Source organism: Siminovitchia terrae (assembly GCF_003605405.2).
In the GTDB taxonomy this organism is placed as follows: domain Bacteria; phylum Bacillota; class Bacilli; order Bacillales; family Bacillaceae_C; genus Siminovitchia; species Siminovitchia terrae.
In genome coordinates this window covers 80,455-103,708 of record NZ_QYTW02000014.1, presented here as the reverse complement: position 1 = coordinate 103,708, position 23,254 = coordinate 80,455, and the positions used below count along the sequence as shown (strand labels likewise).

Genomic DNA, 23,254 nt, shown 5'->3' with positions numbered 1-23,254 from the left:
TCGTTAATCGAGGCTCCTTCGCTTTTCTTGTTGTTCAGCTCCGGTACCTAGCCCCTCGAGGTCATAAGCCAATCGCTTTTGAAGGCAAACTACGCCTTCTTCAGCGCTTGTCGCCCAGCCGCCCTACGCTTTTCGTTTTGTCCAGCTCCGGGCGCCAGCGACTAGCAGACTTCGCTCCTTCTCCTACGATAAGTCAACATCGGTTCGCCTTTGGCTTCACCGTGTTTCCTTTATCTCGTCAGGAGTCGTCCAGTCTGTACGTCGCTTAACGAGCGCTTACGCTTTTCTTCTTACAACGTCTTCGCAAATGCCCCCAACGCATCGTCTACGATTGCGATGATTTTTTCCACTTCGTCTTTTTGTACGATGAGCGGAGGAGCAATCGCCACGATGTTCATTCCTGGAGTGAAGTCAAACGGTCTGATTAAGAGCTCACGCTTATAGGCTTCTTCAACAACTGTTGCAGCAGCTTTGATCGTTTCAAATGGTTTGCCCGCTGCTGGATCTTCCATCAAGTCAAATCCGGCAAGAAGTCCTCTGCTACGAGTGTTTCCAACAAATGAATACTTGTCTTCCAAGTAATTCAAACCTTTTTGCAGCTCTTCTCCCATGGCAGCTGCGTTTTCAATCAAGCCGTCGCGCTCAAGGATTTCAAGGTTTTTCAAACCGACTGCACAAGCTGTTGGATGTCCGCTGTAAGTAAATCCGTGTGGTAGCATGCCATCATATGTGAAGAATGTGTCTCTGATTTCTTCTCTCATGATGACGCCGCCAAGCTGCACGTATCCGCTTGTCATTCCTTTTGCCGCACAAATGAAATCAGGAACAACATCCCAATGATCCACACCGAACATTTTTCCGGTTCTGCCGAATCCGCAAATGATTTCATCAGCAATCATGTGGATGTCAAACTCATCACAAAGTGCGCGGACTGCTTTCAAGTAACCTTCTGGAGGAACGTGTACCCCGCCGGCACCCTGGATCGGCTCTACGATGACAGCCGCAACTTTATCAGCGCCTTCTCTCTCAATGATGCTTCTGATGGAGCCTTCATACTCAGGATGGCTCTTGTCGCCAAGCTCACATTCAGTCATATGAGGTTTCGCGTTTACGATATTAGGGTCCCCTGATCCGGAGAATTCACGGTAAGCATCGATTCCAGTTGCCCTTTGGGTTGCAATTGTAACGCCGTGATAGCCTCTTCTTAAAGAAATAATGAGTTTCTTGTCTTTTTTGCCTTTTATATCCCAGTAAGATCTGGACAATTTAAAAGCTGTATCGTTTGATTCTGATCCGCCGGATGTATAGAAGATGGCATTCAGGTCTCCAGGTGTGACTTTGGCAATTTTTTCAGCCAAACGTACGGACGCTTCATTCGAATATCCATAGAAAGTAGTTGTGTAAGCCGCTTTCGTCATTTGCTCATAGGCAGCTTCAGCCAATTCCTTCACACCATGGCCAACGTTCACGTTCCAAAGCATGGAGACACCGTCGATGTATGTTTTGCCTCCCATGTCTTTTAAATAAATGCCTTCTCCGCTTTCAAAAATCAGTTTTGGACCGATTTCAGAATGAAGTTTTGGATTAGTGGATGGATGAATAATATGTTTTTTATCAAGTCCAGATAACTCATTGAATAATGCTTCGTTTTGTTGGCTCATTAAAAACCTCTCCTTTTTTATAAAAAATGATTATTTGGCTTCTGCCAGCTTTTGAACAACATGTAAAAGGACGTTCGCCCCTTTTTCAATATCATCATCTATCGTCAATTCCTGTTCGTTATGGCTGATGCCATCAACGCTTGGAACGAAGATCATGCCGGTATCCGACACGCCTGCCATATATTTAGCATCATGGCCTGGGCCGCTGAACAAATCCATTTTGGAATATCCAAATTCGTCTGCCGCCTCTTGGATAGCATCCTTGACGACCGATGAGAACAAGGTTGTCTCCGAATTCCAATCAGTTGTAATCGTCAATTCCACTTCGCTCATCAACGCAATGGCACTAAGCTGTTCCTTTAATCTTTCGAACGCGTGGGACCTCAAATCATTGTCCTCGTGGCGGATATCGATTGTGAATTCCACCTCGCCAGGAATAACGTTTGTCACGTTGGGTGTTACATTCACTTTTCCGACGGTTGTTTTTAAACCTTGGACTTCATCTGTAATCTCATTCACTTTTACAATCATCTTAGACGCAGCTACAAGTGCATCACGCCTGTTTTCCATCGGTGTTGGGCCTGCGTGGTTTGTCTTTCCGGTTACCTTTACTGTGTACAAATCATTCCCTTGGATGCCCTGAACAATACCAATTGTTATATCCTTTTCGTGTAAAATAGGACCCTGCTCAATGTGCAGTTCAATGAAATTTTTGACGTTTGTTATACGGTTTTGAATAGACCCCGAATAATTAATTTCATTTAAAGCCTGTTCAAAGGATATTCCTTCATCATCTTTGATGCCGTAAATAAAATCCTTTGAAAAGTTTCCGGTGATTCCCCCGGATCCAAGCATTGGGGGTGAGAAGCGAGCCCCCTCTTCATTGGTGAAATTGATAACTTCAACTGGATATTCAGTTTCGATATCGTTTTCATTTAAGACACGGATCACTTCCAGCGCAGATAGAACACCCAAAATGCCGTCATATTTTCCACCGCAAGGCTGCGTATCCAAGTGGGAACCGATGGCAACAGATGGACCATCGTTCCTCTTGCCTTTTCTTCTTCCATATATGTTTCCAAAATCGTCTATTCTAACATCAAGACCTGCCTCTTTTAACCAATCGACAAATATATCGCGCATGTTTTTATCAGCATCCGATAAGGCTAGGCGGTTCATTCCACCATTTCCGGATGGGCCGATGGAAGAGCTTACTTTTAATGTTTCAAGCAAACGCTCTCTGTTCACCTTTAATAATGTATTCTCCATACGCATCCTCCTCACTTATTTTATTAATGCAAGAAGCGTGCCAAAGTTATTTTTCTTTAAAAATAAAAACCTTTTCATTTAGTAGTATAGTAATATATAATAAATTTGCACCGAAAGTGAATATTAATGATGCGAAATCGAAGCACTTTTATAGAATTGGGAGGCGCTTTTATGAAAAAACACTTTTTTAAAGATCGGCATTTTCATCAGGTGTTCAATCATTTAAAGGATGGTATATTCATAGCAGATAGAAATGGCGTCGCACTTTGGTGCAATGATACAAGTACGAAGCAGATCGGTGCGCCAAGATCCAAAATCATTGGCAAGCATGTAAATGACTTGGAGAACAACGGTTTTTTCACCCCTTCTGTCACCAAAATCGTATTGGAAAATAAAGAAGTCGTTGTGACAAAAGTCCAGACATCAAAGGACAGACAGTTCCTGGCTACTGGTTACCTTGTAAAAATTGATGAAGATGATACCGAATACATTCTCGTTCAAGTAAAAGATATTACAGAAACGGTGAAGAACTCCTTTAAGCTGGAAAAAGCGGAAGCGCTGATGCAACAGTATTGGGAAGAGCTTCAGGCAATGAAGAAGAACCAGCAGAGGGATAAAAAGAGCCAGTTAATTATTGGAAACAGCAAAAGCAACGAGGAGCTGTTAGATCTTGTCAACCGGGTGGCCACCGTTGACGCAACTATCTTATTGACAGGGGAATCCGGCGTCGGTAAAAGCTTAATTGCTGGTGAAATCCATAAACACAGCTCAAGAAGGGATAAGAGCTTCGTCCAGATTAACTGTGGAGCCATTCCGGAAAACCTGCTGGAATCAGAGCTTTTCGGATATAAAAAAGGAGCCTTTACCGGGGCAAGCCAAAGCGGCAAAAAGGGGCTTGTTGAAAAAGCGGACGGCGGCACATTATTTTTGGATGAAATTGCTGAACTTCCCTTGTCCCTACAGCCAAAACTGCTTCAATTGGTCCAGGACAAATCGTTTATTCCTGTTGGGGGAACAGAGCTTCAAGAAGTGGATATCCGGATTATCGCCGCCACTAATCAGGACTTACCGAAGATGGTTGAGGAGAAACAGTTCCGCGAGGATTTATATTACCGTTTGAATGTAGTGTCCATCCAAATCCCGGCGCTTCGGGAACGAAACGAGGACATACCGCCATTGGTCTATCATTATTTAAATCTTTTTAACGATAAATATATGAAAAAATCATCCTTAGACAAAAGGGTTCTGGAGCACCTTCAGAACTACAGTTGGCCAGGGAATATCCGGGAACTCGAAAACATGATTGAACGCTTAATCGTAACGGCAAAGGCGGATACGATTACGCCTTCCGACCTGCCGGATAAAATTTTATACGAGGAATTCATGGATCATTCCATTCGGAAGCTGAATAACCAAAGTCTCCCAGAATATCTGGAAAAGATTGAAAGGAGATTGATAGAGGAAGCTCAAATGAAATACACCTCTACAAGGAAGGCAGCCCAGTCTCTGGGGTTAACCCAGTCCTCCTATCTAAGAAGATTGAAAAAGTATGAATTTTAGATAACGCGGGGGAAATTTTTACCCCTGCTTCATTTCATATGGCATGGAATTTGCATGATATTATATTGAATATAATTGGAGGGGATTATAATGGCACGTACGATAGATAGTACACCAAGAAATGACAGCTTTAGAATGCCCGGAGAATTTGAAGAGCACGAAGGCACATGGATGCTATGGCCGATGAGAACAGATACATGGAGATCTGGAGCTAAACCTGCTCAAAGAGCTTTTGCGGAAGTCGCGAAAGCGATTTCGCAATTTGAACCGGTTACGGTGTGTGTCAATGCGGAGCAATTTGAAAATGCCCGCGCTCTTTTGGACGATCAAATAAGAGTCGTTGAAATTTCATCCAATGATGCCTGGATGCGTGATATCGGGCCCACTTTTGTAAAAAATGACAAGGGTGAAGTACGTGGTATAGACTGGCAGTTCAATGCATGGGGCGGTTTGGATGAAGGACTGTACTTCCCATGGGACAAGGATCAGCTTGTCAAACAAAAAGTGATGGAGATTGAGAATATAGATAGATATGATGCGAAAGATTTCGTATTGGAAGGCGGGGCCATCCACGTTGATGGGGAAGGAACGCTCATTACAACAGAACAATGCGTGTTGAATCCAAACCGTAATCCGCACATGTCAAGAGAAGAAGTAGAGAAAAAGCTAAAAGAGTACTTAAACATCGAAAAAATCATCTGGGTCAAGGATGGCCTTGTTGACGATGAAACAGACGGACATGTAGACGAAGTACTATTTTATGTGCGTCCTGGAGAGGTCGCCATCGGCTGGACAGACGACCCTGAACATCCGCACTACGAAGTGCTTCGTGAAGCATATAAGCAATTGGAGCAGGAAACAGACGCCAAAGGGCGAAAACTGAAAATCTATAAAATCCCGATGCCTAAACAAATTGCCCTCACAGAGGAAGAAAGCAAGGAAATCGACTTTGCCGCTGACGCTTTCGATCGTACGGCAGACACTGAATTTATCGCTACCTATGTCAACTGCTACATTTGCAACGGTGGAGTCATCATTCCATCATTCGGCGATCCGAAGGATGAAGAAGCCGTTGAAATCTTCAAGGAGATGTTCCCAGATCGGAAGATTGTGACAGTGAACACACGCGAAGTTTCCATTGGCGGAGGAAACATCCATTGCATTACCCAGCAGCAGCCAAAGGCTTAAGGTGAAACGACGAGGCTGAGACATAAGTAGTTTTTTAAGCAAAATAAAAAAGCGCGAGAAATCAACGTTTCTAAAATTGATTCTCGCGCTTTTTAAGTGCGACTAGTTTTGTCCCATCCTCGTTTCTTACGGAAAAGGCAGCGTTTTGCCATTGTCTTATAAGTGTGCATTTCGTATAATGAAAGTGTCGTTCATTTCCGGGATGTAGCTCAGCTTGGTAGAGCACTAGCATGGGGTGCTAGGAGTCGCAGGTTCAAATCCTGTCATCCCGATATAACAGGAAAGCGCCTGACCCTTTACTTTCAAGGGGTCAGGCGCTTTTTAAATTGGTACAGCTCGAATGTGTCTTGAATAATACAGGCTTTTTGGGGTTTATTCTTTTCTTATTGTAACGTTTCCCATGTAACCTAATTTCTTTACCATACTTTCTTAATAAAATATTTTCGAAAATAGACGTTAGATTACAAAGTTTTTCTTCAATCAACTCTACTTTCATGCTAATCACCTCTTGATAAAGTTTTTTGTTGTACTAGCTCTTTTTGATGTCAATCATTTTTGACTGACTTTAACTTTAATAATTTAGAAGAGAAGAAATTAATAACGGGATAATGCATCTTTGCAGCTTTTTCTACCCTTTCGTTTTTTGAAGTAAAAATCTAATTTTATTGGCTAAAAAGGTTTCTCTCAACTCCGTATAAGGCAGGATAAAACTGCAAAATACTTTGTCACACAAGGAAAAAGGGATACGGGTAACATTAGAGTTCGCTTTTCCTTTATGCTAAAACCCAACATTGAAAATAAGTTATAGAAAGCTGGCTTATTAATCTGTCAGCAAAGATATATAAACTTTTATCATTATTGCACCAAAAGTTACCATAAGGAGCAACGGTATCCATCCAAATTGTTTTTTCGACTTTCCTATTATTTCATTAAGTGTTACAAACAAAAGGGTGCCAATAGTAGTTCCTGTCAACAATGTGTCTACTGTCCTCGCTGAACCCTTAATCGTTTCCCCTAAAAAAGCACTTACTCCGAAGACAACCGATAATATGGTTATTATATAAAGAAAAGTGACTCCTTTTATTCTTGTTACTAATAGGGTAGTCATAATGGCTATACCTTCCGGAATTTGATGAAGTATCATTGCGGTAAGAAAGGAATGACTATTAAATAATGTAACAGCACCATATGAAAACCCCATAATAATGTGATGAAAGAATATAGCTGCAACTAAAAATCCTAAAGTTCTTTCGGAAACATTAATCCCGTCTTCATGATGAAAAAAATGACCAATTAGTAACATAATGATGTACCCTGTTAAAGTACCTAAAAGTACACCTCTGAACTCAAAGTCTATTAGGGTATGAGGGATTAAGTCAAATGTAATAATACCAATTAAGATCCCTCCACAAATGACATATACATAAGGTAGCTTTTTCGGGAAAAATCGCTTAATCGAACTTGATAATAATCCTCCAATACCTAACCCCATAACAGAAATTCCTGATAAAAGCAAAGGCATCCACACGGATTCCAAATCCTTTCAATAATAAATTTGGTTTGTACAATCTTATGACGCAGTCTTAATGAAAATTATTCTGTTATTGGAATCCTTTTGTTAGATTATTAGCAACTGCAACTTCATAAAAAATGAGTCCTCTTTTAAAAGGACTCATTACTAAAAATTATTCGATATTTATCAAATGCGCCTTGGCGTATTTGCGCCCAGATTTTATCGAGCTCCGCTCGATAAATTTCCTCTGATAATCTGTGGCATCCGCCGGAGGCTTTGACTTTATTCAGCCGGGGTTTGAACCCCCACTGAATGGAATACCAATATCCATTCATCTCACCACTTACAGAAGTGGGAGACTTCTGCTGAATGAAGTTAAAACAAATGGAGTTCCTATCCTACGTAAGAGCAAATAATATTAGCTTTTAATACTACTTGACTTTTACTGGTTTTTTAGGCATATTATGCATTCCTCTTGCCGTGACATGAACCTGTACAATATAATCCCCTTCTTTATCAATTACTGTTTCAGCTTCGTAGGTCCATATTTATTATTCTTTAACTTCAACCATCATACTTTCATCTTTTTTTCCATCTTCCCATATTTCATATTTCACTTCATCTGCATCAGAAACAGGATCGTTACCTTGTGTAACAGTTGCTTGCATCTTTAATGTTTCCTTAGCATTAACACTTTCAGGAACTTTCTAGCTTCACTTCGAGTATTTCCGGTATATCTTTTTCTTCAGCATCCTGATTATTTTGATTTCCACCACTACATGCAGAAAGTAAAGCTAATGGTATCATTAGACAGATTATCCATAATCTCTGTCGCATTCTTTATTCCTCCTTGAATTTACAGAAAATCCCTTCTACTGTATTTGCAACTATTGCTTCGTACACTAACCTGACCCGTTATCAACTACCTTATTTAACAACGTGCTCGTTAATTTAGTACGGTCTTAATATGCTGAACTTGTATCTTATCCCAATTTGATTTCCAATTTTTCTTTAATACACGTTCCTCATAGATAGCAATACGATCCTTATCCTTTTTGAAATAACTGGTTGGCTTTACCTCCAAATTCAAAACATCTTTAACACCATGTGGAGCAGCTAATTTTAAGGTATCATATGCATCTAGCTTTACCCCCAAAGCTGTTGCCGTTTCCGGAAATTTAGATATAGCGTCAAAGGAGGAAAAGTAAGGAAGAATATTATTTGCGATATGCATTCTTGCTTCGTTCTTTACTGACCAAGGTTCATTAGGATATATACTGATCAGCTTTCTCTCAAGCTTTTTTTCTTCAGTCTCATCTATATTTGTATCATCAAAATAAATTACATCAATATCTGGTATAGGTGTCCTTTCGCTATATCCATGCAGCGTATCCCAAATTTTTGAACGGACAAAACCAGCACACACCCACCAATCGGGCAAATTTAATGACTTTACTGTAGTTAAAATATCCATCATCCAATCATCTTCGCTAATTAATTTTAAAATGTCCCCTTCACTTTTTAAATCCATATTAGCCTCCGTATATTACTCCATTTTTAAATGAACATTTTTTCTCGTTTTCATCGGCTTGCATTTTTAACAAAAATGGCCTGATCGTTGAAGAACCTTTTAACAATTCAGATAAAAATCACTTTAAAAAAGCTCAGAGATTTACATAAGACTGTGGTTCTATTTCAGAACCACACCAGTAAGACATAACTATTAGATTGGCGCTTATCTTAATCTACCCAGTCTCCAATTTGAAAGCTCTGCAATATAAGATCATTGAGATTACTTCATATTGATATAGGCACCCCCTATTTCAGTTTTATACTCTTGGATCCTTTCCAAAGGTGAGTCAGGAATGGTTTCTATAATTCTCTTAACAAAGTTTTTCTTTTATCGTTTCCGACATTACTTTTTCCCAAAATATACGTACAGCTAATTCTTGAACAGAAAGATATTTTGGGAACTTAATATGTTGTAATAAGATTTCATAAAGCTAGAAAGGTTCTGGTTTGTATCTCCCCAATACTCAAGTACAGTATATATTGCATCCTCATCATTGCCGATTACTAGCTTCTTCGCTTCCTCTAGTGAAGGATTTTTGGAAAATTTATCTACTAGTTCATTTTCATATTCAATATTGTATAACTCGTCGTCCATCTATAGAATTTGCAACATTTCACCAAATAAAGAAGACATGTGATGGACCTCTTCAGTCTCCGTATCTAGGTAGGAGATTGTTGGAGCAGTGGATCCAGAACTGTAATCTAATACTATCCAGTGGTGTCCACCACCACTTATGATTATATACTCCTTATTAACTACTTCCCATCAGTAGGTAATCTATCTCCATAATGCCTTTATTTTCCTTAATACCAAAAAGACAGTCTATTTGAACAACCCCTCCCCCCCAATTACTAATCAAATGCGCCTTGGCGTATTTGCGCCCAGATTTTATCGAGCTCCGCTCAATAAATTTCCTCTGATAATCTGTGGCATCTGCCGGAGGCTTTGACTTTATTCAGCCGGGGTTTGAACCCCCACTGAATGGAATACCAATATCCAATCATCTCACCACTTACAGAAGTGGGAGACTTCTGCTGAATGAAGTTAAAATGAACTGGAGCTAACGTAGGGAGCAAATACCCGCCATTTTGACTTAAAAACGGCTCTACATACTCTTAGGGAGCTTTACATTAAAGGTGTTTTCAGCTAATGCAATATCTTCACTTGTTAATGGAGCTAATACAATGTCAGGACTATAAGAGTTTTTCCATACATTCATACATTTTCTAGCTTACGATACATCTTATCAAGTAGCCATCTGAAGCATCCTAAACTAAAATCAAAGTTTAGGATTTTTATTTTAGTAAGTAAGTCTTTGGAATGACCTCGATGTTAATAATTATAAATTTAATATCATAAACATACATATTTTAAATTTTTATGATATTATAGGATTTATTTTATTATAAAGGTGTGTGGTTTTATGGCACTATTTTTTACATATGTTATTGCAGGCCTTTCTATTGCAATGCCAGTTGGGGCTATTACAGTAGAGATGACGAAGCAAGGTCTCAAAAATGGATTTATGCATGGCTGGGTTGTTGGATTAGGTGGAATGACTATTGATTTTGCTTTAATCGTAGCACTTTATTTTGGATTAGCTTCTTTTCTGCAGCTTCCTTTTATTCAAATACCAATGTGGCTAGTGGGTGCCATATTTTTGTTTTTAATCGGCTATGATTCTATTAAAAATGCGGATAAAGATATAACATTATCAGGTGAAAAAACTACAAAATCACTATGGTTAACTTATCGTAACGGCTTTCTCGTTGCAATCTCTCCCGGTAATATTATTTTTTGGTTAAGTGTGTTTGGGGCAGTACTATCTAATTCATATAGTTCAGCTAAGCCAACAAGTTTTTTAATTATTGCAGCAGGTGTTTTAACAGGGATTTTATTGCATGATCTAGGTTTATTAACCATTGTAGCAACTACTAGAAAAGCAATGAGTCGATCAATGATTAAAAGATTTTCTATCATCGCAGGATTTGTGTTAATTGGCTTTTCAGGATATTTTGTTTATAAATTCTTCATTGCCATGACAGGTGTGTTGTAGGTGTAAGCTCCTTATCAAATGCGCCTTGGCGTATTTGCGCCCAGATTTTATCGAGCTCCGCTCGATAAATTTCCGCTGAAAATCTGTGGCATCCGCCGGAGGCTTTGTCTATATTCAANATTTGCGCCCAGATTTTATCGAGCTCCGCTCGATAAATTTCCGCTGAAAATCTGTGGCATCCGCCGGAGGCTTTGTCTATATTCAACCGGGGTTTAAACCCCCACTGAATGGAATACCAATAGGCATTCATCTCACCACATACAGAAGTGGGAGATTTCTGCTGAATGAAGTTAAAGGGCCTGCTAGTAGGCCCGGCTCCTTATAGAAGTGATGTGATTCGTGAGGGTACGTTCACCCTCACGAAGTGCGGCAACCAGCATATTTTTAATCTAGCAGTAACTTCCGTTTTGTAAAAAAACCTATGAATGGCCCAAGTTCTACACCAGGGCCATTCATAGGTTTAATTTCATTTAAATATGTTAGACAATTGGTTAATACCACACTGAATTGTCTCCTCATTCACTTTGGAGTATCCCAATACCCATCCTTTTCGCTTGCTTTCCAGACAATAAGGACTTAGAGGATAGACACGTATTCCGTTCTCTAAAGCTTTATTTGTCATTTCTTCTTCCTTAAAATCCTCATCTGCTTCCAGTAACATATGCAGACCTGTCTCAACACCTTTTATAGAAAACAATTCATCTAATTGGGTTGAAGCAATCGCTTTTACCATCGCCTCATGCCTCCGTCTATAGACGTTTTTGACTCGCCTCATATGTCGCATGAAGTGACCCTGCTCAATAAAATGAGTAAGGGTTAGCTGTTCCATGATGGGAAGATGCCGGGAAGTGAGCTTTTGTACACGAGCTATTTGTGCAATTGCCTCAACAGATCCTATAATGGCTGAAATCCGAATTCCCGGAGCAATCATTTTGGAAAAGCTCATCAGATAGAGTGTACATTCAGGCTCTTGACTAAATAATGTCGGAAGTGGGTCACCTTTATGGCGAAATTCACCATCATAGTCATCTTCTATAATCCAAGATTGGTTGGAAATAGCTCGCTTAAATAATTCCCCTCTCCGCTTAACAGACATGATCACACCTGTTGCAGACTGATGGGCAGGTGTAACAAAAATAATCTTGGATTGTTCAGGAATGCGGTCCACCACTATTCCTTGTTCATCGACTGGAACAGGGATGACGTTCATGTTTCGATACATCAGTGTCAGTCCAGCCGGAGGAAACCCCGGATCCTCGACAGCTACTGTGTCCCCCTCCGTCAGTAATGCTTGTGAGATCAGGTCTATGCTTTGCTGAGCACCAGATGTTAGTAATATCTGATCTATATCAACATGGATCCCCCTTCCAACTGATAAATAATTTTGGATTTGATAGCGCAATGGTTCATAACCAAAAGGGTTTCCGTAAAGCCAGCTGGACAAATCAGCTTTGTCCGATGAATGAAGAAATGATTGCCTCCATTTTTTCAAGAATAAAGAATCTAAATAAGGCTCATGGGGAGAAAAGTCGATATCGACTTCGTTAACCTCTTTTCCCCAAGACCAATCATGTAATCTCTCTACCGCATCTTCTAAAACAGGCAAAGATGGTGGAGACAAGCGTTGGGCCGATCTTTCCTCCTTTGAGATGTTAGGTTGGCTCCAGTCACTTACACGTGTGCCTCCACGACGTGAAGTAACAGTATAGCCCCTGCTATATAGCTCTTCATACACGGCTTGTACTGTTGAGCGAGCGACTCCTAATTGTTGAGCCAGTTCACGTGTCGGTGGGAGGCGGTAACCAGCTTTCCATTTTCCACTCGTAATATTATGAACAGCTTGATCAAGCAACTGTTTCCAAATTGGTTTATGAGCTTGTCGATCTATCTTTATCACTGCGCAATTCACTCCTTTATGGACTGATTAAAATTGCTATTTTTGGATATATCATACCACTCCATTCGTTGTTATACTACGGTTGCACCATAAATCACATTATGAATGGAGAGAAACAAGCATGAAGCATATGAAATGTAAAATTCAAAATAACGGGAGTATTTTACACTTGAATGAGTCGACAGGAAGGAAAAATTGAAAAATAGCCGTTGAAAACTTTGTATCAGATATCCCAAAAATCTGGTCGTCATAGACAATGAAAGAATCCGCCAATATGGAAAAAACATGCTCATGAACATCAGGCGTTGCTTATGTAAAGCCGGCTCTTAATGACTGTTAACAAAGCGAGGCATGAACTTATCTTATAAGATACCTCTCATTTGCTGGCCCAATAGCATCATCTATATTCAGACCCAAGTCTATATGCTCACTTTTTCACAAAAAGTCGAGCAACAACCTAAGAAACTCGTTTTCAGAGTGTACCAATAATGAACGTAATTACAGGAATTATCATACTTGGTGGGATTTTACAAAATGCTTTCGGAAGGAGAAATCAGAATGAAATCTAAATCAAATCCGCTGCGGCTAAACGATTTATTTTTTCCATCGGTAGCTGCCTTAGTATCTGTACTTATTAATTATGGTGGAACGTTTGCAATTGTATTCCAAGCCGCCAAAGTAGCTAATCTAAGCCCCGAACTAACCGCTTCATGGGTATTTTCTCTTTCTATAGGTATTGGAATAACTGGGGTATGGTTAAGTTACAAATACAAAGAACCTATTATCACGGCTTGGTCAACTCCAGGGGTTGCCTTTTTAGCATCGGCTTTAGTGTTTACACCCTATAGTGAAGCCATTGGTGCCTATATGATATCTGCCATCGGTTTTATTATATTGGGTGTTTCTGGAATGTTTGACCGTCTGATTCAATATATTCCTCCTGGGATTTCAGCTGGTTTATTAGCGGGTATATTGCTTCAATTTGGAATAGCAGCCTTCGGAGGAGCTGAAATAGACCCAGCTTTTGTTATTATGTTATTTTTTACGTATATAGTTTTAAAACGGCTTCTCCCTCGATTTGCTATAGTAGGTATCTTAGTTGTCGGGTCATTGTCCCTCGTCTTATTCAATAAAGTCGATTTTACAGGGGTTGGGCTGGACTTTGCACTTCCGGTGTTTACCATGCCAGAGTTTTCTATATCTTCATTATTAGGTGTTGCATTACCATTATTTATCATTACATTAACCGGGCAATACATCCCTGGTATGTTGATCTTAAGAAGTGATGGATTTAAAACGAGTGCGAATCCTATACTGACTGTTACAGGCATCGGCTCGCTCATTATGGCTCCCTTTGGCTCACATGCTTTTAACATAGCCGCGATATCTTCCGCTATTTGTACAGGACCGGATGCTCATGAAAATCAATCAAAACGTTATATTGCCGGTATCATTTGCGGTACGCTATATATAGTTGTCGGTATTTTTGGCGTTACACTTGTCACATTGTTTTTAATACTACCCTCAACATTTATAGCAACTTTAGCCGGTTTAGCTTTGTTGGGAACGATTGGAAGTAGCCTTGCAGATGCAATGAAAGATCCCGCAGGTCGAGAAGTGGCATTAATTACTTTCTTGGCCACTGCAGCAAATGTAACGCTTTTGGGAGTAGGCGGTGCATTTTGGGGGTTGGTAGCAGGTATGTTAGCACATCTCGTGATAAACTTCCGAACATTCAGGAAGCCATTAAGCTACCAGTTAACCTTAAAGGATAAAAATGAGAAAAGAGTCGCACCATAACTTAAATGAAGCTTTTTAGGCAAAATCAATTTCGAATTCGTACCGTACTTTTTATAAAGGCTACAGAAAAATAATAGACTAGATACTGTTAATATTTTCTTGAATCCAATAGCCCTGCCTATCCGTAGTTCTGTTAAAAGGACGGTGGAAACATGAATAATCATGAGATTGACTATCAAATTATTGGCGATGACATGCAATTTGTAGAAGTAGAGCTGGACCCAGGTGAAACGGTTGTGGCAGAAGCCGGAAGTCTGATGATGATGGATGACCACATTCATATGGAGACAGTTTTTGGAGACGGCTCTTCTCAAAGCGGAGGACTGATGGACAAGCTGCTCGGCGCAGGCAAACGGGTGTTGACAGGAGAAAGCCTGTTCATGACGATGTTTACAAATGAAGGTAGCGGAAAAAAGCACGTTTCGTTCGCCTCCCCTTACCCAGGAAAAATTATCCCGATGGATTTGAAGGAACTGGATGGAAAAATCATCTGTCAAAAAGATGCATTTTTATGCGCAGCAAAAGGCGTATCTGTAGGAATCGAGTTCCAACGCAAAATAGGGACTGGATTCTTCGGGGGAGAAGGATTCATCATGCAAAAGCTTGAAGGTGACGGAATGGCGTTTGTTCATGCCGGAGGAACGATCCACCAAAAGACATTGGGACCAGGTGAGACATTGAAAATTGACACGGGTTGTCTAGTGGCCATAACCCGTGATGTGGATTACGATATTGAATTTGTCCGCGGCGTGAAAACGGCATTGTTTGGAGGAGAAGGGCTCTTTTTTGCCACATTACGTGGGCCGGGTACTGTTTGGGTGCAGTCACTGCCATTCAGCCGGCTGGCCAGCCGAGTATTTGCAGCCATGCCAGCGACCGGTGGTTCAAAGGATGAAGGCGGAATCGGTGGACTGTTTAATATATTCAGCGACAGATCATGAGAGGAGCCTGCCAAGCAGGCTCTTCATGATTCTAACCTATGTCAAAATCACGGTTCATGATGAAATTTGCCTTCTTCCGATCAAGAGCATGTCTCCTCAATATTAGTTATGCATCCTTTTTCAACCGATGAATATAAGTGCGAAAATAGCAGGGATAATGATACTTCGCCCTCTTTCCAACGCGTATCCTACTGATCGTCCACTAGGGCCTTCCACTGATCCATCGGAACCTCACCAAGTGCTTGTGGTAATATTCGCAGAACGACCCTATCTGCCTAATGAGCAAGAGCCTAGTTAAAAGTCCAATTACACAAAATAATTTATTACTCCCTCATCATCGTCGTCTTTTTATTCAATCTTTAGCCGGGATACTTGAGACTGTGGACAATTCTCGATTTTCATTTATGAAGCAATTCTTACATGCTTTCCTCATTCTTCAGGAGAATTTCTTTGATTTTTGCTCTGTCCTTCTCATCCAAACCTTTAAATTCTCTGATCATAGTCATAAAGACGATTTTATCTTCTCCACTGAATCCTTCAAAATCAACTTTCAGTGTATTTTGTGATTCTTGAACAGCTTGATTTAATTCAGCTAGCCCCGAAGCACTTAATGAGTAGGATGTAGCAATCTTACCAATCCATTCTTGAGGAACGTTTCTTTTGCCGTTTTCAACAGCTGATAAATAAGAAGAGGCGACCCCTATTTTATCAGCCATGTCTTTTAATAGCTCATCATTATCTACTCTTAGCTTTCTACAAAACTTTCCAAAAGACGTTAGCACGGTATGTCCTTCCTTTCTAACTAAACTATTAAATTGATTCCGTTTTAATCATACTGTACTTAAATATACATTTTCTTTTTAAATCTATTAAAAGCTTTTAAGAAGCCAGTTATATAAATATTTTATTTGAGAAAAAGCAAGGCTTGGCTGGTGTAAAGCGTTACATGCTACGGTGCCAACAGGCTCGGGACGCGACTTCTCAGATATGGACACAGCATTTAGTGAAAAATTTATTTACAACTCAGGTAGCTGATATTGTACGCTATATAATCAAAAAGCGACCCATCCAAAGGATAGGTCGCCCTCTTTAACAATCATCGTTGCCTGAATATATTCAACGCATTGCCCTTTATATTTCCAGCACCTGGAATTTAACATTATTTTCGAACAGCTTCAAATGTAATCAATTGAGTTTCTTTCGTTGGATCTTTTTTATAAGAATAACCAGCAGAACAAGTTATTTCAAGGAAACCTATACTTTTCAATATAAGTTTGAATTCCTCAACTCCATACCAACGCATGGCAAACCTTTGTAGTTCAGTGTCCACTAACTTACCTTTTCTCCATTTCTCATATTTTAGATAGGTCAAGGTATATTGATCTACCCAGTTCATTTCTATTGATTTACTTTCTAACAAAATACCTTCTTCATTAGAAAAAGGAAAAGTTGAAGTGGAAGTTTCTCCTGTATGCCAATCACTGGGTATTAGAAGATCAATGATCACACGTCCTCCAGGTAATAAATGATTATAAAAACACTCCAGAGCCGCCTTGGCATCCTCTAACTTCTCAATTAAACAAAAGGAGCCAGTCGGTATTATAATCACTTCATATTTTGAAGGCAATTTAAAGTGACGCAAATCACCTTCATATAAATTCGGGGTCAATCCTCTTTCTTTACAACGTTTTCGACAAGAATCTAACATTGCAGGTGAATAGTCAATGCCGTCAACGGTATATCCCTTCTCGAATAATGGTATAAGAACACGCCCAGATCCCACTGCAGCTTCAAGTATCTTTCCGTTCGTGTCTTTTAATCTTTCAAGATAATACTCAATATCACCACCTACTGAATGTCCAATAGGCTTTGTAAAATTATAAAGTTCCGTACTTAGTTCACCATAATAACTAAACAATTCAATTCCTCCATTTTATATGCGGAAGAATTTATTCAAATGTTATTTCTCCCGCTCCTGGTTCTTTTTAGCTATAAAATATAAAGAGCTGACTATCATAATATAAATCACTCGCTTTCTAACAAATTCAATATTAGGATACATTTTTCTTTGAAGACATTCAATTATTCATATAATTGTACAGATTATTATCCCCCATCGGGCCTGCCAACACACATCTTCCCCTGCTCCCTTTTCAGTAAAAGTTCTCTTTCTCCAAAAATTCTTTCGCAACCTTTTCCGGCGACACTCCATCAACATTCACTTTATAGTTCATTTCACGCATCTCATCATCCGTAATTTTTCCAGCCAGTTGGTTCAAGGCGTCCACCACCTCCGGAAATTGTTCAGCAATCTCTTTCCTCATAAGCGGAGCACCCTGATACGGAGGAAAAAGATTCTTATCATCTTCCAATACGACAAGCTTGTAATGCTCGATCTCGCTATCTGTTGAATAAGCGTCGATCAAATTGATATCCCTGGATTCAACCGCAGCGTATCGCAGCTTCGGCTCCATCGTTTTCATCGAAGGAAATGTCAGCCCGTACAGCTTTTGAACTCCGACATACCCATCCTCCCGGTCGGAAAATTCCAATGTGAATCCGGCTTTGATTTTATCGGTCAGAGTAGACAAATCCGAGATTGTGCCAATTTCGTAAGTATCCGCGAACTGCTCAGGGACTGCCAGCGCATACGTGTTATTAAATTTCATCGGCTCAAGCAGCATGAGGTCAAACTTCTCCAGCAAGCCAGCTCTGGCCTGTTCATAAACTTCTTTTCTGTCTGTGCTGACCGCTTTCTCTTTTAAAAATTCAGAGATGACCGTTCCTGTAAATTCAGGGTAAATATCAATGCTTTCACTTCTTAACGCGTTGAATAAAAAAGAAGTTTTTCCAAGTCCTGGCTTCAACTCAACCCTCAGATCGGTATTTTCCTCAATCAGGACTTTGTACATATTAATTAAAATTTCAGGTTCAGAACCGAGCTTCCCTGCAATGACCAGCTCTTTTTTCTTGCCGCCGGCTGCAAAAGGGATGATGATAATCAACAATGCAGCAACGGCGATTACGCCGATCACACCGGCTGATTTTTTAAAAGAGAGATGCTCAAACCTGCGAAGAAGCAGGTCGAATAAGATGGCTAAGAGGGCTGCTGGGACTGCACCAAGCACAATGAGGGCAGAGTTATTTCGGTCAATTCCAAGCAAGATGATATCACCCAGACCGCCGGCCCCAATCAATGCAGCGAGTGTAGCGGTTCCGACAATGAGCACCATTCCCGTCCGGATTCCTGCCATGATGACAGGCATTGCAAGCGGAAGCTCGACTTTCATCAACTGCTGCCGTCCGTTCATCCCCATTGCCCTGGCTGCCTCCGTCAAAGAAGGGTCGACTTCTTTGATGCCTGTATAAGTGTTCCGCAAAATAGGGAGCAGTGCATACACCACAAGAGCGATTATTGCTGGAACTTTTCCAATTCCGAGCAACGGAATCAACAGCCCAAGCAACGCCAGCGACGGGATGGTCTGCAACACAGCGGTGATGCCAATGATGCTTTCAGCCACCCTTTTCCTCCTTGTTAAAAAAATGCCAAGCGGAATAGCTATCAAAACTGCAAAGAACAATGCAATGAACGACAGCTCAATATGCTCCAGCAATGCCGTGACCAATTCTTCTCTTCTATCTTGAAAAATCTTCATAAAGCTACTCATGTTTACAGCCTCTTTCATCCAATTGGCTTGCCATATATTCAATGACCCTTTGCCTGTCTATCAAACCAATCGACTTTCCATCCTTTTCAATTAGGACTTTGTCATGCTGTGACAAATTTTCAAGCACTTCGGCCAATGAAGCTTTCGCTGGAAGACGATTTAAAACGACTGATGCGTCCAAAGGAAGGACAAGTGATTCAAGGTCAATTCTTTCATCCTGTTTATGCACCCCAACAAAGTCACGGACAAAAGGATTGGCCGGTTTATTTAAAATATCATCTGGGGTTCCGACCTGCACCACCTTTCCTTCTTTCATGATGCAGATCCTGTCACCGAGTTTAAGGGCTTCCCGGATATCATGAGTCACAAAAACAATCGTTTTATTGATTGTCCGTTTCAAATGCAGCATATCATTCTGCAATTTTTCCCGACTGATCGGGTCAAGCGCACTAAAAGGCTCATCCATTAAAATAATACTCGGATCAGCAGCCAATGCCCTGGCGACCCCGATACGTTGCTGTTGGCCTCCAGAAAGCTCCGTCGGTTTCCGGTCCCGATAAACGGCAGGATCCAATCCGACCATTTCAAGCAGTTCATCAACCCTGCCTAGAATTTGTTTTCGGCTCCACTTTTTCAGTTCCGGTACAACGGCAATGTTTTCTGCAATCGTCATATGCGGGAAAAGCGCAATCTGCTGGAGAACATAGCCGATATTCCAGCGCAGTTCATGGATATTGTAATCGGTGATTTTTTTATCTCCTATGAAAATACTGCCGTCTGACGCATCAATCAAACGGTTGATCATTTTCAAGGTAGTCGTTTTTCCGCAGCCGCTGGGTCCGATTAATACAAAAAACTCATTTTCTTGTATATGTAGATCAAGTTGGTCAACAGCCTTTGTCCGATCATCATAAAGCTTCGTAACTTTATCGAATTTTATCATAGGCTTACCTCTCTTTTATTCGACATTATAATAGCGTTAATTGTCGCAATAGGTGCAAGAAAAATCAAATGCTATGGCTTTAAAATTTTTTTTGAATCCAAAGGTTCAATTGACAGTAATTCCCTTAAAAGGATGGTGGAAAAAAGTGAATAATCATGAGATTGTTTATCAATTTATTGGCGATGACATAAGTGGAGTTGGATCCGGGTGAGACAGTTTTTGGAGACGGTTCTTCCCAAGGAGGAGAATCAAAAGATGAAGACGGAATCGGCGGCCTTTTTAACATATTTAGTAACAGATAATGAAGAGCCTGCATTCGCAGGCTCTTATTCGTCCGGGCTTAATCCTTTCATCAAAAATTGAATGGTTCTTTCCATTTCCTCTTCATCTTCCCACTCTTCAGAAGACAATATAAAAAAACGGGCCATTAAATGGCCGAAAATCGTCGAAAGAAACAAGCGGATGACGGTTTTTGACGGCATAACCATGATTTCACCTTTTTCTTGGTAATGCATGACGGCCTTCTCCATACGAGTATATATTTTAGCCGCGATATGCTCCTTGAATTGCTCCTGCAGTTCCTTTTGAAAAGGTAGCTCCTGCACAAGAATTCTGAAAAGAAGCATGTTTTTCTCCATAAAAGCTTCCCTGTTTTTGATCATTGCTCTGAGGAAATCCTCCAAAGTATCATAATCCTTATCCAGCACCCGATTGATATCCTTTATAACAAAAGGGGCAATCATTTTGGCCATCATCGGTGCAACAATGGATAAAAGCAATTCCTTTTTTGTTTTATAATGGCGGAAAATCGTTCCTTCCGCGACGCCGGCTTTTTTTGCGATTTCACTTGTCGATGTAGCAGCATAGCCTTTTTCAGCAAAGATTTCGACTGCTGCCGCTATGATTTTCTTCTGCTTCGGCGTGAACTCTTCCTCATCCAAAGACAATTGATCCCAAATCTGATTTTGTTCCAACATAATAGACTCCTTGTTATATTTTCCTATATTTTCTAAGAGCTCCGATATTCAGTACCATGAATAGAACCGCAAACCCCAGCATAGCCACCAGATCCAGAGCAATTTCTTTCACTCCATAGCCCCTGACCATAACATCCCTTAATGCATCTGCTGCATAATAAAGAGGCGTAAGCGGACCTACCCAGCTCAACCAGTCTGAAATAGTTTCAAGATTGAACAGCCCTGAGAAAAAAATTTGCGGTACGACGACAATCGGAATAAACTGAATCATCTGCAGCTCGTTATTTGCAAATGAGGATAATAAAATTCCGAGAGTCAAGGCCGTCAATGAAAGAAGCACAATGATTAATAGCACATACCAGAAAGATCCTTCGATTAACATGCCCAGGACATAAATGCTGTAGGCGGCTATGATTGTCGCTTGAAATAGTGTAAAAACGCCAAACCCAACTACATACCCAATGACAATCTCCCATTTGCGGAGCGGAGTCGATAATAGGCGCTCCAATGTCCCTGACGTCCTCTCTCTTATAAAAGAAACTCCTGCAATGATAAACACAAAGAAGAAAACGAAAAAACCAAGTAGGACAGGCCCGAAATAATCGAATTGGCTCATGTCAGCCGAACCGTGCAAATAGTGGATCTCTATGTCTGCCATTTCACTTGGGCCCTGCAAGGGCTTAAACGCTTTTTGCATCCACTTCATCGCGGAGCCGTTGACAAGCGGGTCACTGCCTTCAAGATATACGGACGGCGGCATCCGGTCGAAAACAAGATAACCGTCCAATTCACGGGAAGAAAGAAGCTTTTTAGCCTGATCCTCCCCTTTTAAGTCAGTGACCTTCGCACCTTTAAGGTCCATTTTATCTTTGATTTGTTCAGGCGCATTCACCAGTCCAATTTTGGGCGTGTAGTCATCTCCGTTAAAAACGAGATGGAGCATCGTTAGAACAAGAATAGGGGCAAAAACTAAAAGGCCGAGGGTTCTCTTATCTCTTCCGATCTGCTGTAAAATCCTTTTTACCAAAGCCATGACTCTCATGAGGATACACCTCCATATACCAGAAAAGCTTCTTCTATTGAATTTGAGTCCGTTTCTTGCTTCAGTTCCCCCGGCGTGCCAACAGCAATGAGCCGGCCCTCACGCATCAGCCCCAAGCGGTCGCATTTTTCTGCTTCATCCATGACATGGGTTGTGACAATCAGCGTCTTCCCTTCCTCTTTCAATTGATGGAAGGCTTCCCAAACACTTCTTCGGAGTACAGGGTCAATACCAACAGTCGGCTCATCTAAAATTAATAGCTCGGGCTTATGCAAAAGAGCGATGGCCAAGGAAAGTCGCCTTTTCATACCGCCGGAATAATTGGACACCTGCTTTTCAAGATGATCAGTCAGTTGGACAAGTTCCATCACTTCCACGAGCCTTTGTTTGCGTTCTCTTTTCCTCAGGCCATACAAAGCAGCAAAAAATTCAAGATTTTCACGGGCGGTCAGTTCCATATAAAGCGCATCCGACTGAGCCATATATCCCAGCTTTTCAATCAGGGGCAAGGAGGGCATTTTCTCCTGAAAAACATCGATTTCACCCGAGGTTGGCACTTCAAGCCCTGCAAGCTCCTTGACCAAAGTTGTTTTCCCTGCCCCTGAAGGTCCAAGCAGGCCAAAAATTTCTCCTTGTTGAATTTCAAGATCAATATCTTTCAAAACCTCCACTGTTCCAAATGTTTTGGAGACACTGCGAATGGAAACACAAGCATTGTTCAATTATTTCACCCCTTTTCACCATGAGTGATTACTCACTTTTTATTATAAACAAATTCCACAAAAATAGAAGTGATAAAATCGGGTTCCGCCCCTTTGAGGTATTTTCACATAAGAAGTATTGGGGTATAATGAGGAGAGAAACACCATATAGTCAGAATGATCGTTCCGGCGCTGGGAACACCGAAACGATCCGACAATAGCAGGTCCCGCCGGGGATCAGCACAAATGTGTACTAAAGCCGTCTGGAGGGGTCATCTCAAAGGCGGCTTTTAGTCTTTTTTAAATGACAGAATGGCCACAATCAAAACAGCAAAACCAATCATGGACGAGATAGATTCGTATACTGTCATGGCACCACCTCCCTCCTTGCGAGAAGTGTGCACGGACCGCCCTTGAGAAACCTGTTCTATTGTTCTTATATTATACCATTTTTTTCATAAATAC

At 40.8% G+C, this 23,254-nt stretch carries 22 protein-coding genes and 1 tRNA gene; 6 read left to right on the top strand and 17 right to left on the bottom strand.

Features of this window, described 5'->3' with window-relative positions; genetic code table 11:
- Nucleotides 1–290: 290 nt before the first annotated feature.
- Both D5F11_RS14505 and D5F11_RS14500 read right to left on the bottom strand, forming a co-directional pair.
- Nucleotides 291–1,661 carry an aminotransferase family protein gene (locus D5F11_RS14505; RefSeq protein ID WP_120117882.1) on the bottom strand — a complete coding sequence of 457 codons (1,371 nt, stop codon included), beginning with the start codon at nt 1,659–1,661 and terminating at the stop codon, nt 291–293.
- Between the two features lie 30 nt (nt 1,662–1,691).
- Nucleotides 1,692–2,930, bottom strand: coding sequence for a M20 family metallo-hydrolase (locus D5F11_RS14500; RefSeq protein ID WP_120117883.1), 1,239 nt, complete (start codon nt 2,928–2,930; stop codon nt 1,692–1,694).
- 171 nt (nt 2,931–3,101) lie between these two features.
- Between D5F11_RS14500 and D5F11_RS14495 the strand changes: the two genes are divergently transcribed.
- The 3 genes from D5F11_RS14495 to D5F11_RS14485 all read left to right on the top strand — a co-directional run bounded on the left by D5F11_RS14495 (nt 3,102) and on the right by D5F11_RS14485 (nt 5,950).
- On the top strand, nt 3,102–4,490 hold the full coding sequence (locus D5F11_RS14495; protein WP_120117884.1) for a sigma-54 interaction domain-containing protein: 1,389 nt from the start codon (nt 3,102–3,104) through the stop codon (nt 4,488–4,490).
- Nucleotides 4,491–4,580: 90 nt separating this feature from the next.
- Complete coding sequence (aguA, locus tag D5F11_RS14490) at nt 4,581–5,678, top strand: agmatine deiminase (RefSeq protein WP_120117885.1); 1,098 nt, start codon at nt 4,581–4,583, stop codon at nt 5,676–5,678.
- 198 nt (nt 5,679–5,876) lie between these two features.
- A tRNA-Pro gene (locus D5F11_RS14485) sits at nt 5,877–5,950 on the top strand.
- A gap of 548 nt (nt 5,951–6,498) precedes the next feature.
- On the opposite strand, the gene D5F11_RS14480 is transcribed toward D5F11_RS14485, so the two are convergent.
- The 6 genes from D5F11_RS14480 to D5F11_RS26530 all read right to left on the bottom strand — a co-directional run bounded on the left by D5F11_RS14480 (nt 6,499) and on the right by D5F11_RS26530 (nt 9,840).
- On the bottom strand, nt 6,499–7,170 hold the full coding sequence (locus D5F11_RS14480) for a ZIP family metal transporter (protein WP_126646601.1): 672 nt from the start codon (nt 7,168–7,170) through the stop codon (nt 6,499–6,501).
- A gap of 170 nt (nt 7,171–7,340) precedes the next feature.
- On the bottom strand, nt 7,341–7,526 hold the full coding sequence (locus tag D5F11_RS14475) for a hypothetical protein (protein ID WP_126646600.1): 186 nt from the start codon (nt 7,524–7,526) through the stop codon (nt 7,341–7,343).
- 216 nt (nt 7,527–7,742) lie between these two features.
- Nucleotides 7,743–7,859, bottom strand: coding sequence for a FixH family protein (locus D5F11_RS14470; RefSeq protein ID WP_120117888.1), 117 nt, complete (start codon nt 7,857–7,859; stop codon nt 7,743–7,745).
- 28 nt (nt 7,860–7,887) lie between these two features.
- Nucleotides 7,888–8,028, bottom strand: a complete 141-nt coding sequence (locus D5F11_RS26535; protein WP_185830705.1) for a hypothetical protein — start codon at nt 8,026–8,028, stop codon at nt 7,888–7,890.
- 109 nt (nt 8,029–8,137) lie between these two features.
- Nucleotides 8,138–8,722: a nucleotidyltransferase family protein gene (locus D5F11_RS14465; protein ID WP_120117889.1), complete on the bottom strand. Its 585-nt coding sequence runs from the start codon at nt 8,720–8,722 to the stop codon at nt 8,138–8,140.
- A 944-nt stretch (nt 8,723–9,666) separates the two neighbouring features.
- Nucleotides 9,667–9,840, bottom strand: a complete 174-nt coding sequence (locus tag D5F11_RS26530) for a hypothetical protein (protein WP_185830704.1) — start codon at nt 9,838–9,840, stop codon at nt 9,667–9,669.
- Nucleotides 9,841–10,187: 347 nt separating this feature from the next.
- On the opposite strand from D5F11_RS26530, the gene D5F11_RS14460 reads away from it, so the two are divergent.
- Nucleotides 10,188–10,820: a LysE family translocator gene (locus tag D5F11_RS14460; protein WP_120117891.1), complete on the top strand. Its 633-nt coding sequence runs from the start codon at nt 10,188–10,190 to the stop codon at nt 10,818–10,820.
- Between the two features lie 466 nt (nt 10,821–11,286).
- Here D5F11_RS14460 and pdxR read toward each other — a convergent pair whose 3' ends face one another.
- On the bottom strand, nt 11,287–12,717 hold the full coding sequence (pdxR, locus tag D5F11_RS14450) for a MocR-like pyridoxine biosynthesis transcription factor PdxR (protein ID WP_120117892.1): 1,431 nt from the start codon (nt 12,715–12,717) through the stop codon (nt 11,287–11,289).
- A 558-nt stretch (nt 12,718–13,275) separates the two neighbouring features.
- Here pdxR and D5F11_RS14445 point away from each other — a divergent pair.
- On the top strand, nt 13,276–14,517 hold the full coding sequence (locus D5F11_RS14445; RefSeq protein ID WP_120117941.1) for a benzoate/H(+) symporter BenE family transporter: 1,242 nt from the start codon (nt 13,276–13,278) through the stop codon (nt 14,515–14,517).
- 152 nt (nt 14,518–14,669) lie between these two features.
- Complete coding sequence (locus D5F11_RS14440; RefSeq protein WP_120117893.1) at nt 14,670–15,458, top strand: TIGR00266 family protein; 789 nt, start codon at nt 14,670–14,672, stop codon at nt 15,456–15,458.
- A 416-nt stretch (nt 15,459–15,874) separates the two neighbouring features.
- Here D5F11_RS14440 and D5F11_RS14435 read toward each other — a convergent pair whose 3' ends face one another.
- The 8 genes from D5F11_RS14435 to D5F11_RS28145 form a co-directional block, all read right to left on the bottom strand.
- On the bottom strand, nt 15,875–16,174 hold the full coding sequence (locus D5F11_RS14435) for a helix-turn-helix domain-containing protein (protein ID WP_244862084.1): 300 nt from the start codon (nt 16,172–16,174) through the stop codon (nt 15,875–15,877).
- 443 nt (nt 16,175–16,617) lie between these two features.
- On the bottom strand, nt 16,618–17,376 hold the full coding sequence (locus tag D5F11_RS14430) for a class I SAM-dependent methyltransferase (RefSeq protein ID WP_120117895.1): 759 nt from the start codon (nt 17,374–17,376) through the stop codon (nt 16,618–16,620).
- A gap of 235 nt (nt 17,377–17,611) precedes the next feature.
- A complete protein-coding gene (gene opuFB / locus D5F11_RS14425) occupies nt 17,612–19,126 on the bottom strand; it encodes an osmoprotectant update ABC transporter permease/substrate-binding subunit OpuFB (protein WP_120117896.1) in 1,515 nt (504 codons plus the stop codon).
- Nucleotides 19,119–20,069 (bottom strand): ABC transporter ATP-binding protein, encoded by a 951-nt coding sequence (locus D5F11_RS14420; RefSeq protein WP_120117897.1) that lies wholly within the window; start codon nt 20,067–20,069, stop codon nt 19,119–19,121. Before D5F11_RS14420 ends, opuFB begins: the two co-directional genes overlap by 8 nt.
- Before the next feature lie 326 nt (nt 20,070–20,395).
- Nucleotides 20,396–21,046: a TetR/AcrR family transcriptional regulator gene (locus D5F11_RS14415; RefSeq protein WP_120117898.1), complete on the bottom strand. Its 651-nt coding sequence runs from the start codon at nt 21,044–21,046 to the stop codon at nt 20,396–20,398.
- Between the two features lie 13 nt (nt 21,047–21,059).
- Nucleotides 21,060–22,088: an ABC transporter permease gene (locus D5F11_RS14410; protein WP_120117899.1), complete on the bottom strand. Its 1,029-nt coding sequence runs from the start codon at nt 22,086–22,088 to the stop codon at nt 21,060–21,062.
- Nucleotides 22,085–22,810, bottom strand: a complete 726-nt coding sequence (locus D5F11_RS14405) for an ABC transporter ATP-binding protein (RefSeq protein ID WP_120117900.1) — start codon at nt 22,808–22,810, stop codon at nt 22,085–22,087. Before D5F11_RS14405 ends, D5F11_RS14410 begins: the two co-directional genes overlap by 4 nt.
- Before the next feature lie 269 nt (nt 22,811–23,079).
- On the bottom strand, nt 23,080–23,160 hold the full coding sequence (locus D5F11_RS28145; protein WP_373316065.1) for a putative holin-like toxin: 81 nt from the start codon (nt 23,158–23,160) through the stop codon (nt 23,080–23,082).
- Nucleotides 23,161–23,254: the final 94 nt, after the last annotated feature.

Excerpts from the sequence above, each read along its gene's own strand:
- D5F11_RS14505 (WP_120117882.1), bottom strand. The coding sequence starts at position 1,661 with ATGAGCCAACAAAACGAAGCATTATTCAATGAGTTATCTGGACTTGAT.
- D5F11_RS14500 (WP_120117883.1), bottom strand. The coding sequence starts at position 2,930 with ATGGAGAATACATTATTAAAGGTGAACAGAGAGCGTTTGCTTGAAACA.
- D5F11_RS14495 (WP_120117884.1), top strand. The coding sequence starts at position 3,102 with ATGAAAAAACACTTTTTTAAAGATCGGCATTTTCATCAGGTGTTCAAT.
- aguA (WP_120117885.1), top strand. The coding sequence starts at position 4,581 with ATGGCACGTACGATAGATAGTACACCAAGAAATGACAGCTTTAGAATG.
- D5F11_RS14480 (WP_126646601.1), bottom strand. The coding sequence starts at position 7,170 with ATGGGGTTAGGTATTGGAGGATTATTATCAAGTTCGATTAAGCGATTT.
- D5F11_RS14475 (WP_126646600.1), bottom strand. The coding sequence starts at position 7,526 with ATGAATGGATATTGGTATTCCATTCAGTGGGGGTTCAAACCCCGGCTG.
- D5F11_RS14470 (WP_120117888.1), bottom strand. The coding sequence starts at position 7,859 with ATGCAAGCAACTGTTACACAAGGTAACGATCCTGTTTCTGATGCAGAT.
- D5F11_RS26535 (WP_185830705.1), bottom strand. The coding sequence starts at position 8,028 with ATGCGACAGAGATTATGGATAATCTGTCTAATGATACCATTAGCTTTA.
- D5F11_RS14465 (WP_120117889.1), bottom strand. The coding sequence starts at position 8,722 with ATGGATTTAAAAAGTGAAGGGGACATTTTAAAATTAATTAGCGAAGAT.
- D5F11_RS14460 (WP_120117891.1), top strand. The coding sequence starts at position 10,188 with ATGGCACTATTTTTTACATATGTTATTGCAGGCCTTTCTATTGCAATG.
- D5F11_RS14445 (WP_120117941.1), top strand. The coding sequence starts at position 13,276 with ATGAAATCTAAATCAAATCCGCTGCGGCTAAACGATTTATTTTTTCCA.
- D5F11_RS14440 (WP_120117893.1), top strand. The coding sequence starts at position 14,670 with ATGAATAATCATGAGATTGACTATCAAATTATTGGCGATGACATGCAA.
- D5F11_RS14435 (WP_244862084.1), bottom strand. The coding sequence starts at position 16,174 with ATGGCTGATAAAATAGGGGTCGCCTCTTCTTATTTATCAGCTGTTGAA.
- opuFB (WP_120117896.1), bottom strand. The coding sequence starts at position 19,126 with ATGAGTAGCTTTATGAAGATTTTTCAAGATAGAAGAGAAGAATTGGTC.
- D5F11_RS14420 (WP_120117897.1), bottom strand. The coding sequence starts at position 20,069 with ATGATAAAATTCGATAAAGTTACGAAGCTTTATGATGATCGGACAAAG.
- D5F11_RS14415 (WP_120117898.1), bottom strand. The coding sequence starts at position 21,046 with ATGTTGGAACAAAATCAGATTTGGGATCAATTGTCTTTGGATGAGGAA.
- D5F11_RS14410 (WP_120117899.1), bottom strand. The coding sequence starts at position 22,088 with ATGAGAGTCATGGCTTTGGTAAAAAGGATTTTACAGCAGATCGGAAGA.
- D5F11_RS28145 (WP_373316065.1), bottom strand. The coding sequence starts at position 23,160 with ATGACAGTATACGAATCTATCTCGTCCATGATTGGTTTTGCTGTTTTG.